Origin of the sequence: Collinsella sp. MSK.8.10 (genome assembly GCF_019041915.1) — a bacterium.
GTDB lineage: Bacteria > Actinomycetota > Coriobacteriia > Coriobacteriales > Coriobacteriaceae > Collinsella.
Genome location: NZ_JAHPYF010000004.1, coordinates 87169 through 107290, shown reverse-complemented (window position 1 = coordinate 107290; position 20122 = coordinate 87169). Strand labels below are relative to the sequence as shown.

General features: G+C 60.5%; 20 protein-coding genes. 1 reads left to right on the top strand and 19 read right to left on the bottom strand.

What is annotated here, in order from left to right; genetic code table 11:
* Positions 1-67: 67 nt before the first annotated feature.
* The 6 genes from KTF55_RS05915 to KTF55_RS05890 form a co-directional block, all read right to left on the bottom strand.
* Complete coding sequence (locus KTF55_RS05915) at positions 68-1462, bottom strand: CCA tRNA nucleotidyltransferase (RefSeq protein WP_217107881.1); 1395 nt, start codon at positions 1460-1462, stop codon at positions 68-70.
* 165 nt (positions 1463-1627) lie between these two features.
* Positions 1628-2560, bottom strand: coding sequence for a 1-phosphofructokinase family hexose kinase (locus tag KTF55_RS05910; RefSeq protein WP_217107880.1), 933 nt, complete (start codon positions 2558-2560; stop codon positions 1628-1630).
* Between the two features lie 189 nt (positions 2561-2749).
* Positions 2750-3682, bottom strand: coding sequence for a 1-phosphofructokinase family hexose kinase (locus KTF55_RS05905; protein ID WP_006233969.1), 933 nt, complete (start codon positions 3680-3682; stop codon positions 2750-2752).
* Positions 3683-3756: 74 nt separating this feature from the next.
* The gene (ptsP, locus tag KTF55_RS05900) at positions 3757-5460 is read right to left on the bottom strand and encodes a phosphoenolpyruvate--protein phosphotransferase (RefSeq protein ID WP_035138206.1); all 1704 of its coding nucleotides are present in this window, start codon (positions 5458-5460) and stop codon (positions 3757-3759) included.
* A 133-nt stretch (positions 5461-5593) separates the two neighbouring features.
* Positions 5594-5857 carry an HPr family phosphocarrier protein gene (locus tag KTF55_RS05895; protein ID WP_022094575.1) on the bottom strand — a complete coding sequence of 88 codons (264 nt, stop codon included), beginning with the start codon at positions 5855-5857 and terminating at the stop codon, positions 5594-5596.
* A 548-nt stretch (positions 5858-6405) separates the two neighbouring features.
* Positions 6406-8409, bottom strand: a complete 2004-nt coding sequence (locus KTF55_RS05890) for a fructose-specific PTS transporter subunit EIIC (protein ID WP_217107879.1) — start codon at positions 8407-8409, stop codon at positions 6406-6408.
* A 272-nt stretch (positions 8410-8681) separates the two neighbouring features.
* On the opposite strand from KTF55_RS05890, the gene KTF55_RS05885 reads away from it, so the two are divergent.
* Positions 8682-9539 carry a MurR/RpiR family transcriptional regulator gene (locus KTF55_RS05885; protein ID WP_226790721.1) on the top strand — a complete coding sequence of 286 codons (858 nt, stop codon included), beginning with the start codon at positions 8682-8684 and terminating at the stop codon, positions 9537-9539.
* Between the two features lie 59 nt (positions 9540-9598).
* Here KTF55_RS05885 and KTF55_RS05880 read toward each other — a convergent pair whose 3' ends face one another.
* From KTF55_RS05880 to ruvX, 13 genes are all read right to left on the bottom strand, one after another.
* Positions 9599-11227 carry a DNA repair protein RecN gene (locus KTF55_RS05880; protein WP_217107878.1) on the bottom strand — a complete coding sequence of 543 codons (1629 nt, stop codon included), beginning with the start codon at positions 11225-11227 and terminating at the stop codon, positions 9599-9601.
* Entirely contained in the window at positions 11217-12077 is an 861-nt protein-coding gene (locus KTF55_RS05875; RefSeq protein ID WP_217107877.1) for an NAD(+)/NADH kinase, read from the bottom strand. Before KTF55_RS05875 ends, KTF55_RS05880 begins: the two co-directional genes overlap by 11 nt.
* Positions 12074-12877, bottom strand: a complete 804-nt coding sequence (locus tag KTF55_RS05870; RefSeq protein WP_217107896.1) for a TlyA family RNA methyltransferase — start codon at positions 12875-12877, stop codon at positions 12074-12076. Before KTF55_RS05870 ends, KTF55_RS05875 begins: the two co-directional genes overlap by 4 nt.
* Before the next feature lie 35 nt (positions 12878-12912).
* Complete coding sequence (locus KTF55_RS05865; RefSeq protein WP_006233978.1) at positions 12913-13152, bottom strand: exodeoxyribonuclease VII small subunit; 240 nt, start codon at positions 13150-13152, stop codon at positions 12913-12915.
* A 2-nt stretch (positions 13153-13154) separates the two neighbouring features.
* Positions 13155-13739, bottom strand: a complete 585-nt coding sequence (nusB, locus tag KTF55_RS05860) for a transcription antitermination factor NusB (RefSeq protein ID WP_217107876.1) — start codon at positions 13737-13739, stop codon at positions 13155-13157.
* A gap of 3 nt (positions 13740-13742) precedes the next feature.
* Positions 13743-14105 carry an Asp23/Gls24 family envelope stress response protein gene (locus KTF55_RS05855; RefSeq protein WP_006233982.1) on the bottom strand — a complete coding sequence of 121 codons (363 nt, stop codon included), beginning with the start codon at positions 14103-14105 and terminating at the stop codon, positions 13743-13745.
* 24 nt (positions 14106-14129) lie between these two features.
* Positions 14130-14693 (bottom strand): elongation factor P, encoded by a 564-nt coding sequence (efp, locus tag KTF55_RS05850; RefSeq protein ID WP_006233983.1) that lies wholly within the window; start codon positions 14691-14693, stop codon positions 14130-14132.
* A gap of 159 nt (positions 14694-14852) precedes the next feature.
* Positions 14853-15983, bottom strand: a complete 1131-nt coding sequence (locus tag KTF55_RS05845) for a Xaa-Pro peptidase family protein (protein ID WP_217107875.1) — start codon at positions 15981-15983, stop codon at positions 14853-14855.
* 132 nt (positions 15984-16115) lie between these two features.
* Positions 16116-17225 (bottom strand): hypothetical protein, encoded by a 1110-nt coding sequence (locus KTF55_RS05840; RefSeq protein ID WP_217107874.1) that lies wholly within the window; start codon positions 17223-17225, stop codon positions 16116-16118.
* Entirely contained in the window at positions 17222-17755 is a 534-nt protein-coding gene (locus KTF55_RS05835) for a shikimate kinase (RefSeq protein WP_217107873.1), read from the bottom strand. The genes KTF55_RS05840 and KTF55_RS05835 overlap by 4 nt, the downstream gene beginning before the upstream one ends.
* 8 nt (positions 17756-17763) lie before the next feature.
* A complete protein-coding gene (locus tag KTF55_RS05830; RefSeq protein ID WP_117786909.1) occupies positions 17764-18261 on the bottom strand; it encodes a YqeG family HAD IIIA-type phosphatase in 498 nt (165 codons plus the stop codon).
* Between the two features lies 1 nt (position 18262).
* A complete protein-coding gene (gene mltG, locus KTF55_RS05825) occupies positions 18263-19696 on the bottom strand; it encodes an endolytic transglycosylase MltG (protein WP_226790719.1) in 1434 nt (477 codons plus the stop codon).
* Complete coding sequence (ruvX, locus tag KTF55_RS05820) at positions 19689-20117, bottom strand: Holliday junction resolvase RuvX (protein WP_035138185.1); 429 nt, start codon at positions 20115-20117, stop codon at positions 19689-19691. The genes mltG and ruvX overlap by 8 nt, the downstream gene beginning before the upstream one ends.
* Between the last annotated feature and the right edge of the window lie 5 nt (positions 20118-20122).

Sequence of the window (20122 nt, the reverse complement as noted above, 5' to 3'; positions counted from 1 at the left end):
CAAGAAGAAATTCCAAATTGCCGAAAAATTGTCGGCAGGTTATGGAACACGCAGGTAAACTGGGTAGCTAATTCAAGTTGAGATGGACCAAAAGAGCTTCGCGATCGTTGGGAATGTTGTCTTCGATCACGGCGTCGAGGGCGGAGTTGAGAAGCTGACCCAGTTCCGGCCCAGGCTTGACTCCGGCACGGATCAGGTCGCCGCCGTTGATGGCGAGCATCTTGAGCGTATAGGGCTCCCCTGCCTTCAGCAGCTCGTGCGCCATCGCGCGCATCTCCTCAATCGTCTCAACGTAATAGAAGCACGACGGGGCCTTGCCGAGCGTGTCAGCACGCTTAAGGTCCATGAGCTCGTCAATCAGACGGGCCGTGTCGACGCCCTCGCCAGAAAGCGCGCACATCATATTGAGCAGGCAGGATCGCTCGGGACGCAGCGGTTTGTCGTGATATTTGATGAGCAGGCACACGTCGCGCACCAGGTCGTGCGAGAGAGCCAGGCGATCCATAATGACGCGCGCTTTCTTGGCGCCGAGCTCGGGATGACCGTAGAAGTGTCCGCTGCCGGCGTGATCGACCGTAAAGCACTCGGGCTTGGAGACATCGTGCAAAAACGCCGCCCACATAAGGCTCGACGATGGCGCGACGCCGTCGCACAGCGCCAGCTCCCCTGCCACCGTCAGCACACGGGCGATATGCTCGTAGACGTTAAACGCATGGTAGACACTTCGCTGATCAAACCCGCGACCCGCTGCCAACTCGGGCACAGCGGCGCAGATGAGCTCAGGGTAGCGCAACATGGCGTCTCCCCCGTGACCGGTCGAAAGAATGCCCTCGAGCTCAATACCCACACGCTCGCGCGCTACGGCATCGAGCAGCGGCGCGCACTCGGCAAGCGCACGCTTGGTCTCGGGCTCAATCATAAAGTCCAGGCGGCAGGCAAAGCGCACCGCGCGCAGCATGCGCAGGGCGTCCTCGTTAAAGCGACGCTTGGGATCGCCGACAGCGCGAATCAGCTTGCACTCCAAGTCACCCTGGCCGTCGTAGCGGTCGACAAGCCCGCGCTCGGGATGCCAGGCCATGGCGTTGACGGTAAAGTCGCGGCGCGCCAGATCGTCCTCGAGCGAGGCGGCGCGCTCGACGCTCTGAGGATGGCGCCCATCGGTATAGAAGCCATCCAGACGGTACGTGGTGACCTCGATACGCTCGCCATCGGAAATAGCCGTGATTCCGCCAAATTTAATGCCCGACTCCACGACCGCAATATCAGCGGCCTCGAGCGCCGCCTTGGACTCTTGCCACAGGCCGCTACAGCACATATCAACATCGTGGCTGGAGCACCCCATCAGGGCGTCGCGCACCCAACCGCCCACGTACCAAGCCTCAAGACCAGCCGCCTCGAGCGCACGCAGCACTCGCAGGGAGGCATCGGTCGGGTGCGTACCGTTGAGCGAAACATTGCACATACCTGTGGCCTCCTGCGGCTATCAAATTGGTTGTCGATTGCATCTGCAAGAAGTCTAGCAAGAAACAGCCTCCCCTGCACACGCAAGTCCGATAAACAAAAACGCATCCGTCCTGTTGCCAAGACGGATGCGAACCACTCGAAATACTCAAGCTTTAGGCCGGAGTTAGCAGACCTCGCGGATAGCGATGCCCTTCTTATACTCCTCGACCTTGGCAAAGTCGCCCAGGCCCGGGCACTCGACCACGTTGGCGCCGGTAGCCATCGAAAGGCGCAGGGCATCCTCGACGCGCTCGGGGGCGTCGTGCCATACGGACAGGAAGGCAGCCAGCGAGGAATCGCCGGCGCACACCGTCGACAGCAGCTTGACGTCGAAGGTGCGTTTGGCAAACCAGATGTGCTCGCCGTTGGAGAAGTACGCACCGGCGCCACCAAGGGTCAGCAGCACGTTCTTGGCGCCCTTGGCGTGCAGCTCGGCCATCGCGCCCTTGACGGACTCGTCGTCGCCACCGCTCACCTTAATGCCAAAGATGTCGAGCAGCTCATCGTCATTGGGCTTGATCAGCAGCGGCTCCATGGCAATGAGGTCTGCCAGCTGATGGCTCGAGATATCGAGGACGAACTCGGCCCCCTTGGCCTTGACGCGACGCAGGACCTCGGCCAGGAATCCCTCGGAAGTGTTGGGAGGCAGCGAGCCGCTGATGACCAGACAGGTCATGTCATCGAGTGAATCGATGAGCTCAAACATCTCCTGCTCGTTGGCCTCGTTGATAGCGGCACCGGCGTTGACCATGTTGTACTCGGTGTCGGGGCCGGCATTGAGGAACACGTTGACGCGCGTGATGCCGTCGGTCCACACGGGCTTGACGGGCACGCCCAGGGCCTCGGCGCCCTTGACGATAAACTCGCCCGAGAAGCCGGCGAAGAAACCCAGGATCGTGGTGTCGACACCATAGTGGTCAAGCGTAAACGAGACGTTGAGGCCCTTGCCGTTGGGCGTGTAGACGGCATTGCGGGTACGCGTGACGGTATTGGCGTCAAGGCCGTCACAGGCGATGTTGTAATCAATGGCGGGATTTGCAGTGAGCGTGTAAATCATGAATGTTCCTTTCACGAAGCAACGTGTTAATGAAAGTATATTCCACGCATAGACAAATGGCTAGGACAACTCGGTGAACGGTGTGGAAGCGATGAAGTACGGCAGGACACCTCTCCCCCATGGCGGAACAAAAAAGGCGCCCCGGCCGAAACCGGGGCGCCGCATGCGCACGAATATGTCGCGTTCCGATTACTGACGATCGAGCTTGCGGACAGCAACGCGCTTGCTGTACTCGTCGACGTGACCAAAGTCGCCAATGCCGACGGACTCGGCAACGTTGGCGCCGGTGGCCATAGCGAGCTTCATGGCCTCCTCGACGTTGTCGCGATCCCTGTACCACTTGTGCAGGAACGCAGCGAGGGTGCAGTCGCCGGCGCAGACGGAAGAAACCAGCTTGATGTTGAACTCACGCTTGGCGTACCAGATGTCCTCGCCGTTGGAGAAGTAAGCGTCGCCGCGGCTACCGCGGGTGAGCAGCACGTTCTGAACGCCAGCGTCGTGAGCCATCTTCATGGCAACGCGAACCTCGTCGTCGGTATCGACCGGCACGCCGAAGATGGCCTTCATCTCGTGATGGTTCGGCTTGATGAGCAGCGGCTTCTTGTGAGCGAGCTCCTTGAGCTTGTCGGAGGACAGGTCCAGGACGACGTCAGCGCCACGAGCCTGAGCGTGCTCCATGACCTGAGCCAGGAAGTCGGGCGTAGCTTTGGGAGGCACGGAGCCGGAGACAATCAGGCACTCAAGATCGCCCGCGGTGTCCAGGATGTTGTAGAGCTCCTCCTGGTGCTGCGGCGTGATCGGGGCGCCGGGGTTCAGGATGCCGTACTCGTGCTGGCCATCGTTGACGTAGGTGTTGATGCGCGTGATACCGTCGGTCCAGACCGGGCGGCACAGGCAACCCAGGTTCATGACCTCCTCGACGATAAACTTGCCCGTGAAGCCGGCGAAGAAGCCGAGCGCGACGGTGTCGACGCCCATCTTCTTAAAGGCGAAGGACACGTCGAGGCCCTTGCCGTTAGCCGTGTAGCTGGCCGAGCCGGTGCGGACGTTCTCGTCGGGCTCGAGCGGAGAGCTCGAAACCGTCATGTCGACAGCCGGGTTAGCGGTTAGCGTGTAGAACATTTACAGTACCCCCTGTATATGTGAGGGCCGCGTGGCCGGCCCATTCCAACCACGCGGGTACCTCTGATACCAAATTAGCGAGCTGCGGACTCGAGCAGTGCCTTGACCTCGGCGGCGGTGTTGCAGGCGAGCGCCTTCTCGGCGAGCTCGTCGCACTCGGCCTTGGTCCACTGGCTGATGGTCTTGCGGGCGCGCAGGATCGACGGAGCGCTCATCGAGAACTCCTCCAGGCCCCAGCTGATCAGCAGCGGCTCGAGCAGCGGATCGGCAGCGGCCTCGCCGCACATACCGACCATGATGCCGGCCTTCACGCCGCTCTCGATGATGTTCTTGAGCGAGCGGAGCACGGCGGGATAGTAAACCTGGTACAGGTTGGAGATGGTGTCGTTGCCACGGTCGGCGCACATGGTGTAGCCGATCAGGTCGTTGGTGCCGATGGAGAAGAAGTCGGCGACCTCGGCCAGACGGTCTGCGAGCAGCGAAGCGGCGGGCGTCTCGACCATGATGCCGACCTCGATGTTCTCGTTGAACTTGCGACCCTCTTCGGTCAGCTCGGCCTTGCACTGCTCGACGAGCTCCTTGACAGCCAAGACCTCCTCGACGCAGGTGACGAGCGGGATCATGATCTTGACGTCACCGAAGGCGCTAGCGCGCAGCAGAGCGCGGAGCTGGACCTTGTACTGGTCGGGATTGGCCAGGCAGTAACGCACAGCGCGGAAGCCCATGAAGGGGTTGTCTTCCTTGACCATGTGCAGATACGGAATCTCCTTGTCGCCACCCACATCGAGCGTACGGATGATGACAGGAGCACCCTTGAGCGCGCTGGCGACCTTACGGTAGGCGTTGAACTGCTCCTCCTCGGAAGGAAGCTCAGCGGAGTCCATGAACAGGAACTCGGAGCGGAACAGACCGATAGCCTCGGCGTCGTGATCGAGCGCGTTGGGCACGTCATCGGGGTTACCGATGTTGCAGGCGATGATCTTCTTGATGCCATCGGCAGTCACGGACGGCTTGCCACGGAAGGCCTCGAGGGCTGCCTTCTCGGCAGCGAAGGCCTCGGCCTTGGCGGTGTAGGCAGCGAGCGTCTCCTCGTCGGGATCGGCCTCGACGATACCCTTGCCACCGTCGACGACAACGGTCATACCGTTGCGCAGCGCGGTGCAGCTGTTGGAAACCGAAAGGACAGCCGGGATCTCGAGGGCGCGCGCAATGATCGCGGAGTGCGACGTGCGGCCACCGGTCTCGGTGACGATACCGGCAACGTGGGCCTTATCGATCGTGGCGGTCATGGACGGCGTGAGGTCGTGCACGACAACGACGGTGTTCTCGGGCAGGACGGAGAGGTCAACGACCTCCTTGCCCAGCAGCTCGGCCAGAATACCGGTGCGGATGTCGGCGATGTCGGCCGCGCGCAGACGGAACATCTCGTCGTCCATGGACAGGAACATGTTCTCGAACATGGTCGAGGTGTCCATGAGCGCCTGCTCGGCGCAGGTACCGCCGTCAATGGCGGCGTTGATGGCGTCGGTCATGCCCGGGTCCTGAGCCAGGACAATGTGTCCGCTCATGATCTCGGCCTCGGCCTCGCCCACCGTCTCCTTCATGTGGTCGGCCTGAGCCTGGGTCTTCTCACAGAAGACCGAAAGAGCGGACTGATAGCGCTCCTTCTCTGCTGCCGAATCAGCAACCTCGTGCGGCTCAAACGTCAAGTCGGGATCGACGGCGACCATGACGGTGCCGATACCGATTCCCTCGGAAGCGTTGACTCCCTGATACATTCCCATTCCTCTCTCCGTGTCATGTGATAAAGCGTTTTGCCATATCCATGACAAAAGAGCGCAGTTACCTTACAACAGGTCACTGCGCCCCCAAATATGAACTTAGTTGTTCAACATGCGACCCGTTTGAGTTCTACTCGCCAAGACCGCTCTTGATGAGCTCGATGGCAGCAGCCAGAGCCTCGGCCTCGTCGGCGCCGTCGCACTTGACCTCGACCTCGGTACCGCAGGGGATACCAGCAGCCATGAGGGCCATCGGGGACTTGCCGTTAACCTCCTTCTCGGGGGTAACGACCGTCACGTCACAGGCATACTTGCCCATGGTGGAGGCGAACAGACCAGCCGGACGCATGTGCAGACCCTGAGGATTAACGAGAGTAGCCTTCTCAGAAACCATAGTTGACTCCTTTTTGTGTTTAACCCCTGTCAAGCATGTGGCAGGAGTCAGATTCACGACGTTGTTTATATTAACTCACATCAAACTGTTTTTCATTATGTTTCGCACGAATTGTTGGACAGATGTGTTTGTCGTCCGCTTGCTCGCCCACAGGGGGCCGGGCGTGGCCAGTGAGATTTCCTGCTCTACAGTCCTGCTCGCACGAAGAGCACATTAAGTGCTCTTCGGCTCGTGCGGAACTCGCGATAAATCTCGCAGGCCGCGCCCGGCCCCCTGTGGGCGAGCAAGCTGCGGAAACTCGGTCGATCCAGAGTAATATCGGCTGAAAAGAATTCTGGCTGATGAACTGTTCGCGACAAAGACTCGATAGGCAGCCCCCTCTATGCCCTTTTATAAGTTGCGGTGAAATAGGGACTGAATTTGGGGTTGAATCGTTTAAACAGTCCCTATTTCACCGCAACTTATGGGAGGGATAGAAAAAAGGCGGGGGCTCCTAGTGGAGTCCTCGCCTTTTGTGCAGAGGGCGATGGTATTCGCGTATTGCTGGATTAGACCAGGCGGGCGTTGATCGTCTTGGCGATCTCGGCGGCGTCGGTGGAACCCTTGACGGTGGCACGGAAGTCCTCGTCCATGAGCGCCTCGGCGACCTTGGACAGGATCTTGAGGTGCGTGGTGCCAGCCTGAGCGCCCGGGATGAGCAGGGCAATGGCAACGTTGACGGGAGCGCCGTCCATGGTGTCCCAACCGGTCACGCCAGAGTCGTCCTTGACGACGATGACGGCAGCCTCGGTGATGGCGTCGGACTTGGCATGCGGAATAGCGAAGCCCTCCATCATGCCCGTGGTGCCCTCGGCCTCGCGGGCCAGGAAGGCGTTCATAACGGCGTCGGCGTCGCCGGCGATACCGGCCTTGACGGCCTGGTTGGAAACAAAGCTCAAGGCCTCGTCACGAGAAGCGAAGTCCTCGGCGACAAAGACGTTCTCGACCTTCACGAAGTCGGAAGCCTCGGCCTTGGGGGCCTCGACGGCAGCGGCCTTGGGGGCCTCAACCGGCTTGGCTGCAGGAGCGGCCTTATGGTTCTTCTCGAAGTCGTACTTCTTGAAGGCCACGAACAGGATGCCACCGATCACGGCGCCGATGAGGATAGCGAGGACCCACAGCGGACCGTTCTCGACAACGGGCAGGACCAGGAAGCCACCGTGGGGCGCCGGATCGTGAACGTTGAACATAATGGTCAGGATCGAAGCGATAGAGGAACCGAGCATCATGATGGGCATGACGGGCCAGATGTTCTTGGTCATGAACGGAATGGCGCCCTCGGTGATGTGGGTGCAACCAAGGATGAGGTTGACGACACCGGCGTCGTGATCCTCCTGGCTGAAGTACTTCTTGCCGACAACGACGGCGAAGGTGGTGATCAACGGCGGAACGATGCAGGCGGCGGAGACGGCAGCCATGAAGTTGGTGCCGAAGTTGTAGGTATCGGTGCCAACACCGGCGGCCAGAGCCTCGGTGAGCATAGCGGTACCGGTGACATAAGCAGCCTTGTTGACCGGGCCACCCATGTCAAAGGCGCACATGCAGCCGATAGCAAGACCCAGGACAACGGCGCCAGAGGCGGACAGGCCCTTGAGGAAGTCCATCATGGCGGTGTTGATGGCAGCCATGGGGCCGGAAATGCCGAGCATGACCAGGCCGACGATAGCCGTCGAGAACAGCGGGTACAGGAAGATAGCCTTGAGGCCGTCCAGGTTCTTGGGCAGACCGGCAAAGACCTTCTCGAGCAGCAGGATGACATAACCGGCGAGGAAGCCACCGACGATGCCGCCCAGGAAGCCGAAGCCCACGCCGGCGCCACCGGCGTCGATCATGCCGGTCTCGGCGTTAACAGGCAGGCCCTGGATGGCGATCATGCCGGCAACAAAGCCGGGGACGAGCGCCGGGCGCTTGCCGATGGACTCGGCGATGTAGGCGGAAAGCACCGGAACCATGAGGTTCATGGCGATGCCGCCGATGATCTTGAGCATCGCAGCAAAGCTGTTGTAGTCAGACGCCGTCGAATCGAAGGACGTAATGCCCCACAGGAACGAAATGGCGGTCAGAACACCACCGGCAACGACGAAGACCAGCATGTGGCTGACGCCGTTCATGAGGTGCTTGTAGATGATGTGGCCGATGGACTCCTTCTCCTCGACCTCGTCCTCGACATCGGCAGCGGCTGCAACCGTGCTGTCGCCCTTGGCGGCGAGCGCGCGGTCAATCAGCTTACCGGCGGCCTCAACGGACAGGGCCTTGGAAACACCAACGGAAACCATGGGCTTACCGGCGAAACGCTCAGCCTGGACATCCTTGTCGGCTGCGACGACGACGGCCTTGGCACCAGCGATCTCACTCTTGGTGAGCTCGTTCTCGACACCGACCTGGCCATGAGTCTCGACCTTAATGGTCAGACCGCGCTCGGCAGCTGCCTTCTCCAGCGCCTCCTTCGCCATGAAGGTGTGCGCAATGCCGGTCGGGCAACCGGTCGCGGCGATGATGTCAAACTTAGCCATGTGTCCCTCCTTCTTGAGTACAGCGCCCGCGGGCGCTCCCCTACACGCGCTTCGATGCGCATTTTTCCACAACTGAAAGATACCAACCTACCGTCCGCGTGAGAAGAGACAAGGTGCAATTCTCCGGTGAAAGGTTCTTTCATAACCGTAAACGGTAAGTGAAAGTTTACCATCAACACTTGAAACGGCAAGGTGTATCTTGTAATTGAAAATGCCCGTATACTATGGCATTGCAAATCAAATTAGATTTTCATGCCAACCAGGAGCCATCCATGACCGATAGTAGCAAGAGCGCACTTTCCCTCATTAGCACCCACCAGGGATACAGCGAGTCCGAGCAGCGCATTGTCGACTATATATTGGAGCACCAGTCCGAGGCTCCACGCCTCACGGCGGCTCAGCTCTCACGCGCCGCTGCCACGTCCGAGGCGACCGTTTCGCGCTTCTGCCGCAAGCTTGGGTTTGGCAGCTTCCGCAGCTTTCAGTTTTCGTTGGCGAGGGATTTGGAAAGCCAGCGCAACGAGGGCCTGACCGACGAGGTCTCGCTCGACAATATGGAGCAGAGCCTCAAGAACATCCTGGCTGCCAAGGTGAGCGAGCTTAATGCGACCATCGACGGAATCGACCACGATACGCTGGCGGCTGTTGTGCATGCCCTTAAGCATGCAGGGGTTATTGAGTTTGCGGCTGTGGGCAATACGAACGCGGTCGCGCTCGATGCGACGTTTAAGTTTTCGCAGCTGGGCCTGCGCTGCATGGCGAGCACCATTAGCGAGACATCAATCGGCTTTGCGCTCACGTTACGCCCGGGTGACGTCATCGTGCTAATCTCAAACTCCGGCAAATCGCGCCGACTGAATCGCATGGCAAAAGCGGCTCGCAACTGCGGCGCAACCGTAGTCGTCATCAGCAGCGACAGCAAATCCCCGCTCGCGCGTCTGGCAGACTACACCTTTAATACCGTCAACCACGAAGCGCTGCTGACGACGGGCGACTTTGCGTTCTCTAAGATCAGCGCCACGATGATCATCGAAGTCATCTACAACTTCCTGCTGCCCGAGATTGAAGACGCGCGTGAGCATATCAGCTACTACGAGGAGCTCATCCAGCCGGATAAGGTCGTTGAGTAAAACGCGTAGTGGGACAAAAATTTCAGTCTATTTTGTCCCACCAACACCGCTGATACGACCTAACCTCGAGCTTCTTCGAGCATCTGCTTGGCATGCGCTAAGCTTGCCTCGGACTGATCGCCGCTCAACATGCGGGCGATCTCGGCGATACGCGCTTCGCCGGTTACCTCGTCCAAATGCGTCTGGGGAACATCGCCCGGTTCCTTGCTGACGACATAATGCTTGTCGGCCATGACGGCAACCTGCGCCAAGTGGGTTACGACAATCACCTGATGCGTAGCGGCGAGATCTGTCAGCACGCCCGCAAGTGCACGCGCCGTGGAGCCACCGACACCAGCATCGACCTCGTCAAACACCAACGTATCAACACCGTCCGCGTTACCGAGGACAACCTTGCTTGCCAGCATGACGCGGCTGAGCTCGCCGCCCGACGCAATGCGGCGAAGGGGACGTGGCGTCAAGCCGGCACCGCTGCGGTATAGCAGCTCGTAGCTCGAAGGACCAACGGGCGTCCACTCAGCACGGGGAAGATCGCGCGACTCCCAGACGAGCTCGGCACTACCCATCTCCAAGCGCGCCATCTGGCGGCCAACCTCGTGGCAGAAGCGCGGGGCCGCCGTATTGCGAGCGCGCTTAAGTGCCTTGGCAGCGGCAAACAACTCGCGCTCAGCGCTCCCGAGTGCCTCACGCGCCTTTTTGATCTGCTCATCGCCATCATCGACCAGGGACAGCAGCTCTTGCGAGCGATCGCGCATAGCAAAAACATCGTCCATGGTGGGACCCCACTGACGCAACAGGCCCTTGAGGTCGGAATACCGCTCACGCATGCGAGCGAGCTCGCGCGGGTCGAAGGCGACGCCATCGCGATAGGCACGAAGCTCGTTCGCGCAATCCTCAAGGGAGATGCAGGCATCCGAAAGCGCATCGGCAATGTCGCCCAGTTTGCGATCGACGGTAGCCATACGGGAAAGCTCTGCCACGGCGCTGTTCACGGCATCGAGCGCTCCCCCTTCGGAGGCAAGCGATGCATGGGCATCATTGGCCGTGGCAACCAGTACCTCGGCATGTTCGGAGCGCGGCAGCAGTTCCTCGAGTTCCTCATACTCGCCCGGCTTGGGGTCGACCTCGCCGATGCGCTCGAGGGCAAAGCGCGCCTCCTCGACGCGGCTCCCCTGCGCACGCGAGGCCTCTTCGACACGTCGAACCTCCTTGGCGGCAGCACGCGATGCCTTAAAGCAGGCGCGGTACGCATCCAGCGCCTCGAGCGCAGAGCGTCCCGCCCAGGCATCGACCATCGCAACGTGATGCGCCGGGTCGAGCAAGCGCTGATGCTCGTGTTGGCCGCACAGATCCATCATCACGCCAACGCGCTCCGAAAGCTCGCGCACACTGGCGATGCGACCGTCAATCTTCACGCGGCTGCGGCCCTCGGCAGAAAGGCTGCGCTGTACGGTGAACCCCTCCGTGTCGTGCGGCCCGTCGAAGAGTCGCGCCTCGACGCTCGCCAGTGCCTCGCCCTCGCGCACCGTCGACGAATCCGCACGCTCGCCCAAAATAAGCTTGAGGGCCGAGAGCAGCGCGGTCTTGCCGGCACCGGTCTCGCCAGTCAGGACAGTCAGGCCGGCACTCGGCACCAGCGTCGCCTCGCGAATGAGTGCAATGTTAGAAACCTGCAGCTCATCGATCATGACGGACTCCGTAGAATACGCGGCTCACCGAGTTATAGAAGCTCTCGGGGCCATAATCGAGCAGCAGCACATCTCCGGGCCCGCGACGCACAGCCACGCTCTCGACCGTGCCATCGCAGGTAATAAACTGTCCGTCGATGGCGATAGCCGGCACGCTCGGGCGATCATCGGACATAAAGATCTCAACGACATCACTCGGCGAAGTCAAGAAAGCGCGAGCCTGAATGGTATGTGGAGCGATGGGCACGCAGACCATGCCCGTGTAATCGGGGCTCACGATGGGGCCACCGGCGCTGAGCGCGTAACCCGTAGAACCAGTCGCCGTGGACACGACCACACCGTCGCCACGCAGTCGGTCGATATGGTGGCCCGACACCGTGATGTCGAACTCGACCATATCGGACAGCGGACCTCGGGTAAGCGCCATGTCGTTGAGGGCGAACGTGCGCACGACATCCTTCGTACCGTCTTCGCGCACGGACACGATATCCGCAGCGATGGTGGCGCGACGGCTCACATGAAGCTCGCCGGACAGGGCGTCGCTTACGACCTGCAGAATGTCGCGCTCCTCGGGACTCGCAGCAGTTAAAAAGCCCAGGTGACCATAGGAAAGACCGAGGATAGGAATCTCGCGATGGTTGAGGATGCGGGCAGCGCGCAGCAACGTACCGTCACCGCCGAGCGTAATGACCAGATCGGAGCCGTCAATATCAGGCGTGCTTTGAATCTTCGATCGCTGGTCGGCAGCCCATGCGACCTCATAGCCCTGGCGCGTCAGCCAAAGCTCGAGTATCAGGCCGCTCTCGACCGCCTCTTGCTTGTAGTAATTGGGAACCAGAAAGACCTTCATAGCGTTGCAGCTTTCTCGCTCAAAACCGATACCTGGGATTGCAGCTCATCGTCGGTACGTCCGCCGGGGGCACACCTCATGCCGTACAGGAAAAACTCAACGTTGCCCTTGGCACCATGAATGGGTGACACGCACACATCGACCGGGAACAGCCCCTTGGCAGCAAAGAGTTCAACTGCCGCAACGAGTGTATCGCGGCGCACGGTGGGATCGGTCACAATGCCGCCCTCGCCCACCAGCGCCGCCGGAGCTTCAAACTGCGGCTTTACGAGCGTGCAGAATGCACCCGTAGGCACCAGGCACGCCAGTACCGCATCGATAATGTTCGCGATGCTGGTAAACGAGACATCACACACAGCCAGGTCGATGGCGCCGGCATAGCCAAGCTCAGGCAGCTGCGTCACGTTTGTGCGCTCATGCAGCGTCACGCGATCGTCCTGACGCAACGACCAATCGAACTGGGCGCGACCCACGTCCACAGAGACAACGGTCGCAGCTCCGCGCTTGAGCAGGCAATCGGTAAAACCCCCGGTAGAGCAGCCCACATCCAAACAGGCAAGGCCCGTCGGATTGATACCAAACGCATCAAGCGCGCCTTCGAGCTTAAGACCGCCGCGGCCAACATAGGGAATGCGCCCCTTCACGTGCAGCGGCAGCCCAGGCATCACCTTAAGACCCGGCGAAGTCAAGCGCTCACCGCCACTCGAGACCAAGCCGGCCATAAGAGTGCGAAGGGCATCCGCGCGATCGGCGCAGATGCCCTGTGAAATCAGTTCGTCATCAAGACGCACGCGTTTCATGAATGCCATCAACCATTCGTATCCGGAGATGCGGCCTAGCTATCCTGGGATTCGTTTGCCGCATCCTCATCATATTCCTGCTCGAGCTTGTCGGCCTCACGCGGCGTAAGCTCAAACTTGTCGACCATATCGACCGCGCGGGAGCCCAGCTCTATCGCTTCGTCAAACAAATCGAGCGAACGTTCCAAGGAGGTATCCTTGGAACGAACGGTAGCGATGATCTGGTCCAAGCGGTCCGAGATCTCGTCGAAGTTGCGGACGGAACCCTCTGGCATAGCTACTCCTCGACGGAGTCGACAACAGCCTCGGCGGCGTCCGCATCCTCGGCCAGCACGCCGGCCTCAGCCTGGGCAACCGCAACCTTGGCGGCAGCCTCGGCAGCCTGGGCCTCCTCGCGAGCGCGATCTTCGGCCAGCAGCTCTTGGTACAGGTCCTCGCCCGGCAGCTCCTCGCTGCGAGCGATCTTGCCCAGCACGCCGTTGACGAACGACGCGGACTGGTCGGTGCCATAGGCCTTGGCAAGCTCGACGGCCTCGTTGATTACGATGGCGTCCGAGACCTCCTCGTCGGTGAGGAAACGCATCTCGTAAACGGCGATACGCAGCAGATTGCGGTCGGCGCCGGGCATGCGCATAAGATCCCAGTTCTTGGCAACGGAGCGCAGAGCGCAGTCGATGCGATCGATATGCTCATAGGCACCGCGGCACAGCTCCAGCGCATAGGGATCGAGGGGACTCTTCGAGATCAGGAAATCACCCTCGAGGACGCGCTCGAGCGGGCTGTCCGTGGCCTCGGCCTGGAACAGCAGCTGCAGCGCCTGACTGCGGGCAAGCGTACGCCCGCGATAAACCTTAAGGCTCAAAGGTTACTCCTTGGGGAAAACGAGACCGTCGATGCAAACGTCAACGCGCTCGACCTCGACGCCCACCTGAGCATCGATGGCGGCGACCACGGCGGCGCGAACGGCCTCGGCGAGTTTCTTGAACGGATAGCCAAAGAACACCACGACACGCACGGTGAGTGCGAGCTTGTCGCCAACGACCTCGGCCTCGACCGCCGGCTCGGAAGCCGGGGCCTTGGACGAAAGCATCATGGAGACAAGGTTGGTGGCAAGGTCCTTGACGCCAACGGAGGCGATGCCCTCGACATCCGACACGGCGCGCGAGACGATGGCGGTCAGAACATCGGGCGAAATGCCGATGCCGTCAATCTTGATTTCCTGGGGCATGAGTCCTCCTAGAAGAGTTGGTTGCTAGACGCGGGAGACGAACTTGCCGTCGCGGGTGTCAACCTTGATGACCTCGCCCTCGTTGAGGTACATGGGGACCTGGATGACAGCGCCGGTGTCGATCGTGGCCGGCTTGGTGGAACCCTGGACGGTGTCGCCCTTAAAGCCCGGGTCGGTCTGGACGATGGTGGTCTCGATGAACATCGGCGGAGTCACGCCCATGAGCTCATCGTCGGCGAAGAGCAGCTGGCAGATGTCGTTCTCGCGCAGCCACTTGGAGTTCTCGCCCACCATGTCCTCGGGAACGGGAACCTGCTCATAGGACTCGTTGTCCATGAAGATGTAGTCGGTGCCATCGTTGTAGAGGTACTGGAACTCACGGGTGGTGAGCATGACGCTCTCGAACTTGGTGCCGGCGTTGCAGGTGTTCTCGACGACGCGGCCGCTCTTGATGTCGCGGGTCTTGTAGCGCACAAACGCGCCGCCCTTGCCCGGCTTGACATGCTGGAACTCGACGATGGTGTAGACCTTGTCCTTAATGCGGAGACCGAGGCCGTTCTTGAAGTCGGCGGTAGAAATGGTAGGCATAGCGACCTTTCTTGTTATGGGCAGAACGCACAAGCGTCCAAATTACATACGACCGAAATTATACACTTGCAGACGGCGCCTGCAGCGAGCGCATAAAAAGAGAACGCGGGGCGTCCGAATTGCTCCGGACGCCCCGCCCCAAAAATCTATCGAAATGGGCTAGCAGTCGATGACGTGCAGGTCGTGCGGGGTCTTGGTGAAGGGCTCGTAGCCGTTCTCGGTGACCACGCCGTAGTCCTCCAGGCGCACGCCGCCCACACCGGGCAGGTAGACGCCGGGCTCCATGGTAATAACCGAGCCGACCTCAATGATGTTCTTGCTACGGTTGAAGTTGGGCAGCTCATGGATGTCGATGCCCACGCCGTGGCCCAGGCCATGGTTGTAGTAATCGCCATAGCCGGCATCGCCGATGATCTTCTTGGAAAGCTTGAAAATGTCGTTGCCCTCGACGCCCGGATGGATGGCGGCGACGCACTCCTCGTGCGTACGGCGCACGAGCGCGTACAGGTCGAGCTGCTCCTGGGTAGGCTCGCCCATCACGACGGTGCGCGTCATGTCGGAACGATAATCGCAGTAGCCCGCGCCGTAATCCATGAGAACGAAATCGCCCTTCTCGATGACACGGTCGCTCGGGACGGCATGCGGGTTGGCGGTGTTGGGACCGCTCGCCACGATGGAGCCGAAGGCAAGGCTGTCGGCGCCGTTGGCGAACATAAAGTTCTCGAGCTCGTTGCGAACCTGCTTCTCGGTCATACCGGGCTTAATATAGCCGAGCATGTGCTGGAAGGCGGCGTCGGTGATCGACTGTGCGTGGCGCATGAGCTCGATCTCCTCGGCATCCTTGATGGCGCGCATCTTGCGGATGTCGTCGTGCATCAACGGCAACATGCAGGCGACGGAGCGATCCTCCAGACCACGCTGGATACCCTGGTAGAAGTTAATCTGCATGTCGTCCTCGACGGCGCAGACACGGCACTTGTTAGCCGCGATCTTGCCGGCGACCCAACCGGGGATGGTGCCCTCGTCCATGTCGTAGACCCAGGGGCTGCCGGCGGGCGTGTTCTCCTCAAAGCTGTTGAGATAGCGCGAGTCGGTGTGGAACAGGCACTGATCGGCCGTAATAAACGCGGCGTGCGGGAACTCGAAGGTGTAGTCGAAGACGCCCTTCACGCCCGTGAGCCAACGGAGGTTGGCCTCGTCGCGCACGACGATGGCGTCGTAGCCGCGCTCGGCCATCAGGGCACGGACACGCTCGATACGACCGGCAGGACCGGCAGCAAACTCAGACATGCAGATTCCTTTCTTGTTGTCCTCATTAAAGCGGGACGGGCCTCGATCGAAAGGCGGATTCGCACGCGATCCGCAACCGATTGAAAACCCGTCCCTCAAAATGATACGAAAGACGATGGAAGTCAATAAATCTTAGAGAAGTTCTTTGCGAGAAGCCAAGTAGGCATGAGCATGGCGCTCAAGAACCTCGTCCTCGACGCTCGTTAGGCGAATGGCGCCGAGCGCCGCGGGCAGCGGCAACATGCTGCGGTTCGAGCGGACAAACTGCTGTCTGCGGAACTCCTCGATATATGCGGCAGGCTCCAGATCGAAGGCAAGCTCCTCGATACCAAAGTCCTCCAGGCAGTCATCGACCTCAAAAACGTAATCGATATCGAAGTCGCAGGCGTCGTGGGCAAGGCGCGCCTCAAAGCGCATGCCCTCGGACAACAGCTGGTAGGCAGGGACCTGCGAAGCGGCATCGCCCAAGCAGACGCGCAGGGTGCGCTCCCCCGTCTTGCCAAAATCGAGCGCATGGCGGGCGCTCGGGTTCGTGGCCATCAGTACGTCCTTACGGGCAGTCTGAGACCATTGAACGGCATTGACGAGCGCGACCTCCTCGCCCGCGAGAATCTCGGGGACGGTCTCGGTAAACTGATTCCAGCGGGACTTGCTGCTCGAAAGCATGGTGCCAACAAGTACCACATAGCCGAGCTTGAGGTCCTCGGGGTCCGCCTCGCGAACAAGGTCGAGGTCACACACGACCAAGCCCGGTTCGGGACGGAACGAGATGGCGGGAAGCGCATTGGCCGACGAGGCGACGAGCGGCTTCATGGCCGTCGCGACCGTGAGCATGGCATCGAAGGTCGTCGGAAGCAGCGCGCACTCGGTTCGGCCGCACCACTGGTTGGCGCACCAGCTAACAACCGAGCAGGTCGCTGTGTCGCCGACAGCGACAACGAGATCGTCGCAGGTAATGCCGTTAGCCGAAAGGGCGCCAAAGACGGTATCGGCATCGGCCAGCGTAGCACCGGCAGGCGAAACATCGAGGACGAGCAGCGACACAGCAAAGCCGGCGTCGACGAGCGCATGCTCAACAACCTCGCCAAAGCGCTCAGATGTGGCGTCGTTCCAAACCACCATCGCGCGCTTAGGCTTGCCCACAGCCGAGGAAAACATGCGCGACAGCTCATCGAACGCGCCCAATCCGACGCGGACATCGACACTGCGGTTTTGGAAATTGATCAGTTGACGGCGAATCATAGCAGCCCACGCTCCAAAAGCATCTCGGCACAAAGGTAGGAAACGTCCTCGAAGGACTTGTTGCGAATATCAAGGGTAAGGTCGGCGGCTTGGCGATACAGCGGACGGCGATGCTCAAACAGGCGCGCGGCATGCTCGGGCGAACGGAAATCGGGGCGCGTGTCGGACCGACGAATCTGGCGAATCGAATCCTCAAAGTCGACCTCGAGGTACACGCACGTACCCATTTCGTGCATCAGCTCAATATTCACCGGCGTCTCGACAATGCCGCCCCCGCACGAAACCAACAGGCTGCGCTCGCTTTGGAGCGAACGGAGCGCCGAGGTCTCGAGCTCACGAAAACGATCCTCGCCCTCGGTCTCAAAAATCTCGGTTACCGACTTACCGCAACGGCGCACGACCAGTCGGTCGGTATCGATAAAACGCCGCTTGAACATAGTGCCGACGTTGCGCGCGAGCGTCGATTTGCCCGCGCCCAAAAAGCCGATAAAGAAGATATGGTCGCAGCCGTGTTTGGTGTGCTGGGACATGACGAGACCTATTCCTCGCAGGGAAGGTCGCGCAGGGCCCGGCGCTCAAAGATACGGAAGATCTGCGTATACCACAGGTCCTGCGTCGCCTGCGGCTTTACCAGGATGGTATCGACGCCGGCGAAGTTGCCGCTCCACACGTCAGTGTAGAGCTGATCACCGATCAGCACCGCCTCGTCGGCCGTGGCGCCGAGGCGCTTAAGACCCGCCTTGAGGGCAAACGGCGCCGGCTTCATGGCGTGGCTAATGGCCTCGAGTCCCAGCTCGCGTGCAGAGCTCATGACCTGGTCGCGATGCCAGTTGTTGGACACCATGCACAGCTTAAAACCTTTGGCGCGGGCGGCGTCGAGCCAAGCGGAAACCGCGGCGGGAACCTGCTCGGTGTCGCGCGGCACCAAGGTGTTATCGCGATCGAGCAGAATGGCGCGTTTGCCGTCGGCCCACAGGGTATTAAGGTCGATGCGATCGACCGAGGCAACGTAACGTTTGGGGCTAAAAATCCTCATGCTAATTCCAAGACTGTTGATGCTCTTCGTAGGTTTGCGAGAAGTACTCCTCGTCCTGCGTAATGTAGAAATACAGGTCATCAGAGTCGGTCGGCTCAAGGGTGGCCTTGAGCGCCTCGAGCGACGGAGAGCAGATGGGCGTGGGCGGCAGGCCCTCATGCTTATAGGTGTTATACGGACTATCGCTCTGCAGGTCGTCGGCGGTAACCTCGCCACCGGTGACATACATCATGGTCGCATCGCTGTTGAGATAGCGCAGGCCATCGAGCTTGCCGGCAAGGCGGTTGTAGAAGACCGAGGCCACGTGCGCGCGCTGGTCGGCGTTGAGGCCCTCGCGCTCAACGATAGAGGCCAAGTTGACGATGTCGTAGTCGGACATCTCCACGCCATAGCGTTCCTTGATCTTGGCTTCGCAGCTCGCAAAGTCAAGCGACTTGTACTCGGTCTTAAACTGATCGAGCATAGCGCGAATCACGCCATCGGCCGTCGGCGAATCACCCAACGAATAGGTCTTGGGGAACAAGAAACCCTCGAGCGAGTCGTTAGCGGCGCCCTTAAGGAAGCTATAGTCGTCCACGTAGTTGGAGGCCTTGGCCTGGTTGAGGAAGTCTTCCTTAGAGATGCTGTCGTAGGCCTGGGCCACACGGTCGGCGACTTGATCGACCGTCAGGCCCTCAGGGATAGTCAGCGCATTGGAGCCCGCGTTGGGGCCTTCCATGAGCTGCTGAACGACCTTGGTCGCGTCCATGAGCGTGGTGAACGAGTAGGTGCCGGGCTTGAGCGACATATCCGCGTTGAGCTTTTTGACCGCCGCATAGTAATCCTTGGGATTTTCTACGATATGGTTCTCGGAGAGAATCGAAGCGATGCTGTCACCCGAGGCACCATCGGGAATCGTGATAGTAACCTGCTGGCCTGCAACGACTTTCGCACCCTCACCGCCAAAGAAGCCCTTGACGGCTGGCACGACAAAGAAAACGATCGCGACAAGCGCAAGCACGGCAACAACGCCACCGATAATCATAGGCACCGGGGAGCTTTTCTTTTGAGCACCGCGACGAGCATGCGTGTTGTAGCTCGAGCGGGTCGCCGGAGCAACGCCATGCGAACCACGAGCGTGATGCGAATGCGATTGGGGGGCCTGCGTTCGCTGGGTAGGTGCCTGCTGCTTAAAGCGGGTGCCGCCTGCAGGCTGGGCCGTACGAGCAGTGGGCTGCTGAGACGCGTGAGAAGCCGAATGCTGAACCGAACGAGCAGAAGGCTGCTGACCCGTCCGTTGAACAGGTTGGGCCGAACGAGAGAAGGACTGCGCCGGGCGCGCGGCAGGCTGAGCTGCGCGCTGCGTCGGCTGTGCCGGACGCTGGCCAGGCTGGGCAGGGCGCGACGCCGGCTGCTGTGTACGATTCGACTGGCGCGGATCGGAAGCACTAGGCATGCGAAACCTCCTCGTTTTTACGATCGAGCCACGTCTGCAAAAACAGGCTGGCGGCAATCATGTCGATCTTGCCCCTCATCTGCTTTTCGTTGAGTCCCTGCTCGCGCAGGATACGCTTGGCCTCTTGCGAGGACAGACGCTCGTCCTCAAACTCCAACGGAAGATCGAGCTCGTCGGCAATCTTTTGCGCCACAGCGGCAACGCGCTCGGCCTGAGGGCCGGGCTCACCGGCCATGGTCAGGGGACGTCCGCTTACCAGGATGTCGGGCTCATAGTCCTCAACCAGGTAGCGGAACGTCTTGGCCATACCGGTGACCTCGGCAGCCGGAAGCACCTTGACAGGCATCGCCATCTTGCCATCACGGCTCGAGACGGCGATGCCAATCCTGGTCTCCCCTATGTCCAGCGCGAGCGCAACCACAGCGA

Coding starts and splice junctions, on each gene's coding strand:
- KTF55_RS05915 (WP_217107881.1), bottom strand. CDS start 1,462: ATGTGCAATGTTTCGCTCAACGGTACGCACCCGACCGATGCCTCCCTG.
- mltG (WP_226790719.1), bottom strand. CDS start 19,696: ATGCCTAGTGCTTCCGATCCGCGCCAGTCGAATCGTACACAGCAGCCG.
- KTF55_RS05830 (WP_117786909.1), bottom strand. CDS start 18,261: ATGAGGATTTTTAGCCCCAAACGTTACGTTGCCTCGGTCGATCGCATC.
- KTF55_RS05890 (WP_217107879.1), bottom strand. CDS start 8,409: ATGGCTAAGTTTGACATCATCGCCGCGACCGGTTGCCCGACCGGCATT.
- efp (WP_006233983.1), bottom strand. CDS start 14,693: ATGCCTACCATTTCTACCGCCGACTTCAAGAACGGCCTCGGTCTCCGC.
- KTF55_RS05840 (WP_217107874.1), bottom strand. CDS start 17,225: ATGATTCGCCGTCAACTGATCAATTTCCAAAACCGCAGTGTCGATGTC.
- KTF55_RS05870 (WP_217107896.1), bottom strand. CDS start 12,877: ATGAAACGCGTGCGTCTTGATGACGAACTGATTTCACAGGGCATCTGC.
- ptsP (WP_035138206.1), bottom strand. CDS start 5,460: ATGTATCAGGGAGTCAACGCTTCCGAGGGAATCGGTATCGGCACCGTC.
- KTF55_RS05845 (WP_217107875.1), bottom strand. CDS start 15,983: ATGTCTGAGTTTGCTGCCGGTCCTGCCGGTCGTATCGAGCGTGTCCGT.
- KTF55_RS05875 (WP_217107877.1), bottom strand. CDS start 12,077: ATGAAGGTCTTTCTGGTTCCCAATTACTACAAGCAAGAGGCGGTCGAG.
- KTF55_RS05895 (WP_022094575.1), bottom strand. CDS start 5,857: ATGGTTTCTGAGAAGGCTACTCTCGTTAATCCTCAGGGTCTGCACATG.
- KTF55_RS05885 (WP_226790721.1), top strand. CDS start 8,682: ATGACCGATAGTAGCAAGAGCGCACTTTCCCTCATTAGCACCCACCAG.
- KTF55_RS05835 (WP_217107873.1), bottom strand. CDS start 17,755: ATGTCCCAGCACACCAAACACGGCTGCGACCATATCTTCTTTATCGGC.
- KTF55_RS05855 (WP_006233982.1), bottom strand. CDS start 14,105: ATGCCCCAGGAAATCAAGATTGACGGCATCGGCATTTCGCCCGATGTT.
- KTF55_RS05905 (WP_006233969.1), bottom strand. CDS start 3,682: ATGTTCTACACGCTAACCGCTAACCCGGCTGTCGACATGACGGTTTCG.
- KTF55_RS05910 (WP_217107880.1), bottom strand. CDS start 2,560: ATGATTTACACGCTCACTGCAAATCCCGCCATTGATTACAACATCGCC.
- KTF55_RS05880 (WP_217107878.1), bottom strand. CDS start 11,227: ATGATCGATGAGCTGCAGGTTTCTAACATTGCACTCATTCGCGAGGCG.
- KTF55_RS05865 (WP_006233978.1), bottom strand. CDS start 13,152: ATGCCAGAGGGTTCCGTCCGCAACTTCGACGAGATCTCGGACCGCTTG.